This is a genomic window from Cupriavidus sp. L7L (assembly GCF_004353535.1).
GTDB lineage: Bacteria > Pseudomonadota > Gammaproteobacteria > Burkholderiales > Burkholderiaceae > Cupriavidus > Cupriavidus oxalaticus_A.
This window is the reverse complement of sequence record NZ_SMNY01000142.1, coordinates 1-5918: the sequence shown is the minus strand read 5'-3', so window position 1 is coordinate 5918 and position 5918 is coordinate 1. Positions and strand designations below refer to the sequence as shown.

The window sequence follows — 5918 nt, the reverse complement described above, 5'->3', positions numbered from 1 at the left end:
CGTACTTGATGCTCGGACTGCTACCGCTCGCGAGTTTGGTATAGATTTGGGAGACCCCCTTGAGGACGCTCGGGGCCTCTGCGTGCATGGACTCTGGGAGGAACTGGCAATCGGTTCCCACGTAGGAAACCATCTTGCGGTTCTGATAGAGCGATTGGGTCGCGGCGGACGTTTCCTTGGCCGACATGCCGTGCTTCGCTGACATTTCCGACTGCAGCTTCGCCAGGTTGAATGGCAATGGAGGGGCTTGCTCCTTCTCGATGGAGTCGTAGCGGCTAACGACACCATCCAGACCCGCCTGGATCGCGCTCACGATGGCTTCTGCCACGGCCCTATCGATAATGCGCCCCTCATCGTCAATGCCGCGCATGTCGCCGCCCTCCTTGCGTCCGGACCATGACAGAACGCGACCGTCCGGCAAAGTGATCTCGGGAACGTAGTACGCGACCGGCTTGAATTTTCGGATCTCCATCTCGCGCCGCACCACGAGTGCGAGCGTTGGCGTCTGTACACGACCTACGGAAAGTGATTTTTTCAGGCTGGCATTAACGGCTGCTCGCACAGCGCGCGAGCCATTCATGCCCACCAGCCAGTCCGCCTTGGCGCGTGCCTCGCCAGCCTGGCGTTGCAAAACGAACTGGCTTTCTCCATTCTTCCGAACCGCGCTCTGCGCAAATGCGCCGGCCAGGGAGGCGTGATTCAGCGCCTTGATCAGGACGCGCTCCACAGGCTTTCCACTACCGCTGGGGTCGACCCCTGCATAGCGTAGCGTCTTGTCCGCGATGTACTGCCCCTGTCGGTCGATATCGCCGGCATTGACCACAATGTCGGCTCGCTTGATGAGAGATGCCAGATGGCGCAGCTGATCGCGTTTCTGGGCGTCAGGGAAGTCCTTGAAATTGGCCGGCAGAATGGGTAGCTGCGCGAAGCCACGTAGCGCCTTCTGCGACTCGCTCATGTAGTCTTCCGGCTTCCCCTGGTCGAACATGTCGCCGATCATCCAGGTCACGGCGTCGCCATTCTTGAGCCAGTACGCCCCTGCTTCGCGTTTCTCGTAGCCGAGAAACTCGGCAACGTGCAGTGCGACGTCGGGCTTCTCCGTCAGATAGACGCGCATAGTCATCACCACTGCGTTGCGCCAAGCAGCCGAACTGCCTCGCAGAATTGCAGAAAGTTCGTGTGCGACTCTTCGTCGCGGAATTCAACCTCCGCGGCGTCGGCATCGACTGTGGCCACGCCTTGGAAGGTGGGTGCCCCGTCGCTACCGTCCTCGGTCAACGACCAAGTCATCTCTGGCTCGCTGTTCTTGAGACGCAGCTGAGCAAAGACGCCTGGCTGCAACCACATCTGCGGATGCGTACCCATTTCTGCGAGGGGGATCCCGAGAAGATTCGCGATGCCGTTGTACGTTTCAGTGATCTTCATCGCCGTCTCCTTACATGCGCGGGCGCGGTGCTCGCCCACCATCTTGCACCTGCCCCGCGTTGGCCTCGACCTTGTCCGTGTGCCGAAAATGCTCGTCTGTCACTGTGGCGAGCCACTCAGGGCCCAACTGGTTGCGGATCGCCTGCAGATGGCCCGGATATGCAGCACGAACCCAGCCGGCGAGCAGCTTCGATTTCCACCTGGAGCCCGATTCTTCGCGGAACCGCGACAGCGCTTCCAGCTGACCTGGCTCGAGCTGATGGAGGGGATTCGATGCCTTTGCCTCAACGCTGCTGCTCATGGTTTCCTCGTCTTTGTGATTTGTGACATTGTTCCGTATCAATGCCATAGTACGCAACCTCAAGCGACCATCTTCGGCCTGGCGACCGCCGCCTCGGCGGGCTCTTCGCTCCAGACCGCATCCGCGGCGTGTTGCGGCAGGAGTCGTTTGGCCTTGCCGGCTGCGACATAGAGGGCTTGACCGCAGGGGCCGGTCAGCGCCTCAATGACTTTCTCCAGCTTGTGGAGCGGCACTTCGACGGCCATCCAGCTCCTGCTCCCACCGAAGTCGCCAGTCAGCGCGGTCAGGGCCGGATTGGTGTAGATGCTGCCCCCTGCAGTCTTTGTACCCGGCGCGACGAGATGGAAGCGGTCCGGATCCTTCCCGTTGAACACCACCTGTACCCCGTTCTTTGGCTCTAGCGCGGGATCTCCAACGAGGAGGACGTTGACCCCCTCCGCGCTCGCCCGCTCAACAATGGAGGCAGCCTGGCTCTTCGATAGCGCTACGGGCTGGCTTTCCAGATCCTCGCGCGTGACCCGGCCATACATGATGACGGCGCGGTGCCGCTCGCCCTTGTCGTCCACGAAGATGCCAGCGTTGCCAAAGCGGTTCTGCGCAGCGAACTGCGCTGCGGCAAACATGTTGCCCATCAGCACATAGCGGCTGAAAAGGATTCGTCCAGGCTTCGCCTCGTCAAAGGCCGGAAATGGGTCGCTCTGGCCCGGCGCGAGCTGCGCAAGAGGCGTGTACATCGGGTCGCCGAAAAGCTGGTTCAGGGTAAGAGTGACTGCGGTAGCCGAACCCGGAACAACGACCTTCACGTTGTACTGACCGAGGAGGTGCGCCGCATCTTTCTCTTCTGGCGGATCGAAGTGCATGACCATGCCTTCGCGCTGCTCGTCTTCCTCGCCCGTGAATCGGATCAGACGACCCGGCATCATCCGGGGCAGGTTCTCCCGCATCCAGTCCCGCCGCGTCTGAGAAAACTTGATCGGGTTCGATTCTGTCGCCTGCAGCGCGGCCTGGATCGATTCGAACTCCGTCAGTGAGCGCAGGGCGCGCTTCTGGACCATGTCAAACGCCGTGTCCACGTCTGCCATGAGCTTCTCCGGCGACAGCGCCCAGCGGTGCGCTTCGTTGACCGCATACTGGTTCTCCTTCAGCTCGAACCGGCCATCATTCTCCACGAGATACTGGCGGCTCCGCGCCACTGCCGCACGCATGACGTCGGCACTGAGCGGGATAACCTCTTCCTCCCACTCGACCCGAGCGCAATAGGTCGGGTGGTCAAAGACTGAGCCGGATTCCGTGCCGGGGCGAAACACGGTCTTCTCGACAATACGTGCGCCCCAGTCGTAGACGGACGTCTGGAACGGGTTGATGCCCTTGGCCGCCATCTCCTGCAACGTCTCTGCGTAGCCGCGCGACAGATCCGCATAGGCCTGTCGTTGCTTCGCGACTGGCAGCAGTGCAATCCGGCCAGTCAGCTTGTTCGCGAAGTACGCCTCATCATCGCTCGGCGTCTCTTCCTCTGGGTCAATGTCAAGTAGTGCGGCGATATCCGGGTTCTCCATTAGATATCGCTTGCAGATCTCGTTGCCGACCTTGTTCAGGATGTCGGGCACGTCCCGCATCTCTGCCTGGTTGTTTCGGTTCGATTGCGTGTTGGCCGACAGCTTGCGCAACTTGGCGTTCTGCATGGCAAGCGTCCGAGCCTCTGAAGGAAGGGGAGACACCAGAGTCGTGATGATCGGTTCGCACACCTGGCCGCGACGATTAACTCGACCGAAGAACTGAACGCGCTCGGCAACGTTATTGGCAATCTGCAGCTCGATCATCTCGCGCTGCCGCTGGTCTGCGAACTTCTCGCTGGCATGAAGCGAGAGGCCAGTGGCCCCAGCTCGCGTGATGGCAACAGCGTCGCGGGTGCCATTGTTGAATTCCTGAATAGTACGCAGGCGCTCATCCGGGCGAACGGTGACAATCATCCGGTTGCGATCAGTCGGGTCTACGCGCGTCTCGAAGCTCCGCCCCGAAATCTCGCCAGCCGAGTAGCCGAGCGCCTGAATGCGTTCCCGCACGGTATCCAAGGGCGACACGGGCAAGTCCGGCAGATCATCGATACGAGCCCGCATCGATGCAAGCATGTCCTGAATCGCTTCCCGCTCTTCGTCGGTTTCCGCTTGCTGGAGAACGTGCTCATAGTGCCCGACACCATAGTCGTCGCGCACGTAGATGTACTCCAGCTTGCCAGCGACCCGACGCATCACGTCCCGGAACGTCACCCGCGGAAGCGTCGTGCCATCACCACTGGTCGCAAGCATGCTCGCATCCGTGTTCTCCGGATCCAGGGAGTCGTTCTGCTGCAGCGCCTCTTTGAGCAAGGCTTCGAACGTCTGTTCTACGACCAGAACAGGCTTGCGGCCTTCGCGCAACGCGTTCGCCGCCGCTTCTGCAGCATCATCGACCTTAATCGCCAGGCTGAACTGGCGAAGGATGTTGTAGAGACGTGAGCCAAAGCTCTGATAGGACACACCCATGCGGTTGCCCTTCCTCGCCGCCTCGGGCAGCTTCTCCAGCTCCTTCTTGATCGCCTTGTTCATCCGCTTCGTGATCCGCGACACGTCGCCGGAGAAGTAGGCCATATCCCGCAGGGCCGCGCTCAGCGAATCGGCCCACGACTCATAGTCGGCAGCATTCTTGCTCGCAACGACAGTGCGGAATTCGAGCTTCGACAGATCATGCTCGCGGCGGATAAAGACGCCCTCTTCCGCCAGCATTGCCGACAGCACCTCCTGCAGCGGCTCGCCCCCCACTGCCAGCGTATCTGCGAGACTCTCCACTTGAACGCTTTCCGGGAAGACCTTCCGGTACGCTCGCATGTTCTTTGCGCCCTTGGCATATGTCGCGCTCGAATAAATAGCGGCGTCGCTATGCTCGGCTGCGCGGGCAATGTTGTCCGAGATGTTGGAATCCCCGGCTGCAACGTGGGACTCGTCCAGGATCATCACGCTGCCCTTCACGGCATCAGAGATCCAGTCGGCCTTTTTGCTCTTCGTCGCCTCACGGTTGAACTGCGAGTATGTGGCGAACATGATGTTGTAGCCGGCATCGCTCACCGAGAGCTTGGCGTCCATGATGCGCTGTAGCTCGCCGGCCTTGGTCGCCTTGATCTCGACCTTGTTGGTGTCCATGTTCCGAATTGGCTCATCCGCATTCAGAATCATGGGGCGGAACAGATCCTCCGTACCGATATCCTTCAAGTCACGCCAGAAGTCGGAGAACAGGTTTGCCTTCTCCGTACAGAACGTGATGGCCTTACCATTGAGCACGGCGTAGCGCGCGAGACCTGCAAGCACGCGCCCCTTCCCCTGCCCCGTCTGGTCCCCAAGAATGAATCCACGCCCCTCCTCGCTGCGCTTGATTGCCAGCGCGATTGCGTCCACCTGCTCCGCGGTGAAGGCGATTTCAAGATCTTCGGGTGTGAAATCGAGCTTGCGCGCGACATAGCTGTCGACGCTCTCGCCAATCTCATCGGTCAGCTTGGCCAAGGCCTTGCGCACGGGCTCCAGCAGGTTACGCGGCGTCATGGCCGTCGGCTCGCTGATCTGCGATGCCGGCACATAAGGGGCTTGGTACTCGTTCTCTTCCTTCGGCGTGCGCACGCCCTCGTCCACAGCTTTATCGGGCTGCGTCCCATCGTCGCCCGCCAGGTCGACAGCCTGTGTTGGCAGCGCATCGGCTTCGACGTCCTCGGCTTCTACCTGGTGAGCGTCGGTAGTCTCATCCTCGTCCGTGCCCACGCCACCGAGTTGCTCTACCTCTGCAGCCTTGTCAGCCAGGCGAGCGGAAACTGACTTTGCATGGGACCAGAGCGCGTCCCACGTATGGATCACAGGAAGCGTGTCACCAAGGCGGTGCTCCTTTGTCCGTAGCGCCTCCGCGGCTTCGGCCTCGGTACGCCTCCGTCCCACCGTGACCATGCGTACGGGGTACTCTGACCCCTGCTTCCGATACAGCGCCCCGTTCAGCTCAACCACGTCTTCAAGCTCATAGTGGTCGGACAGCCAGGCGAAGAAAGCCTTGCTGCCGCCAGCGATCTTGCCGGGGTGGACGAGACTTTCGCGGTCCGCGGCGATGAGGAAGACCCCCCGCCCGTCTGATTTGCGCCGTTGCAGCGCCTTGATAGCGATGAGGTGGTCGATGCGGG

At 61.0% G+C, this 5918-nt stretch carries 4 protein-coding genes; all 4 read right to left on the bottom strand.

From position 1 onward, the window contains the following. A partial coding sequence (locus E1J61_RS36620) for a DNA topoisomerase (protein WP_243737132.1) occupies window positions 1-1117 on the bottom strand: 1117 nt, incomplete at its 3' end. Between the two features lie 5 nt (window positions 1118-1122). Next, on the bottom strand, window positions 1123-1425 hold the full coding sequence (locus E1J61_RS36615) for a hypothetical protein (protein WP_133098629.1): 303 nt from the start codon (window positions 1423-1425) through the stop codon (window positions 1123-1125). Between the two features lie 10 nt (window positions 1426-1435). Then, a complete protein-coding gene (locus E1J61_RS36610) occupies window positions 1436-1726 on the bottom strand; it encodes a hypothetical protein (protein WP_133098628.1) in 291 nt (96 codons plus the stop codon). Between the two features lie 59 nt (window positions 1727-1785). After that, a partial coding sequence (locus E1J61_RS36605; protein ID WP_133098627.1) for a strawberry notch C-terminal domain-containing protein occupies window positions 1786-5918 on the bottom strand: 4133 nt, incomplete at its 5' end.

Excerpts from the sequence above, each read along its gene's own strand:
- E1J61_RS36610 (WP_133098628.1), bottom strand. The coding sequence starts at position 1,726 with ATGAGCAGCAGCGTTGAGGCAAAGGCATCGAATCCCCTCCATCAGCTC.
- E1J61_RS36615 (WP_133098629.1), bottom strand. The coding sequence starts at position 1,425 with ATGAAGATCACTGAAACGTACAACGGCATCGCGAATCTTCTCGGGATC.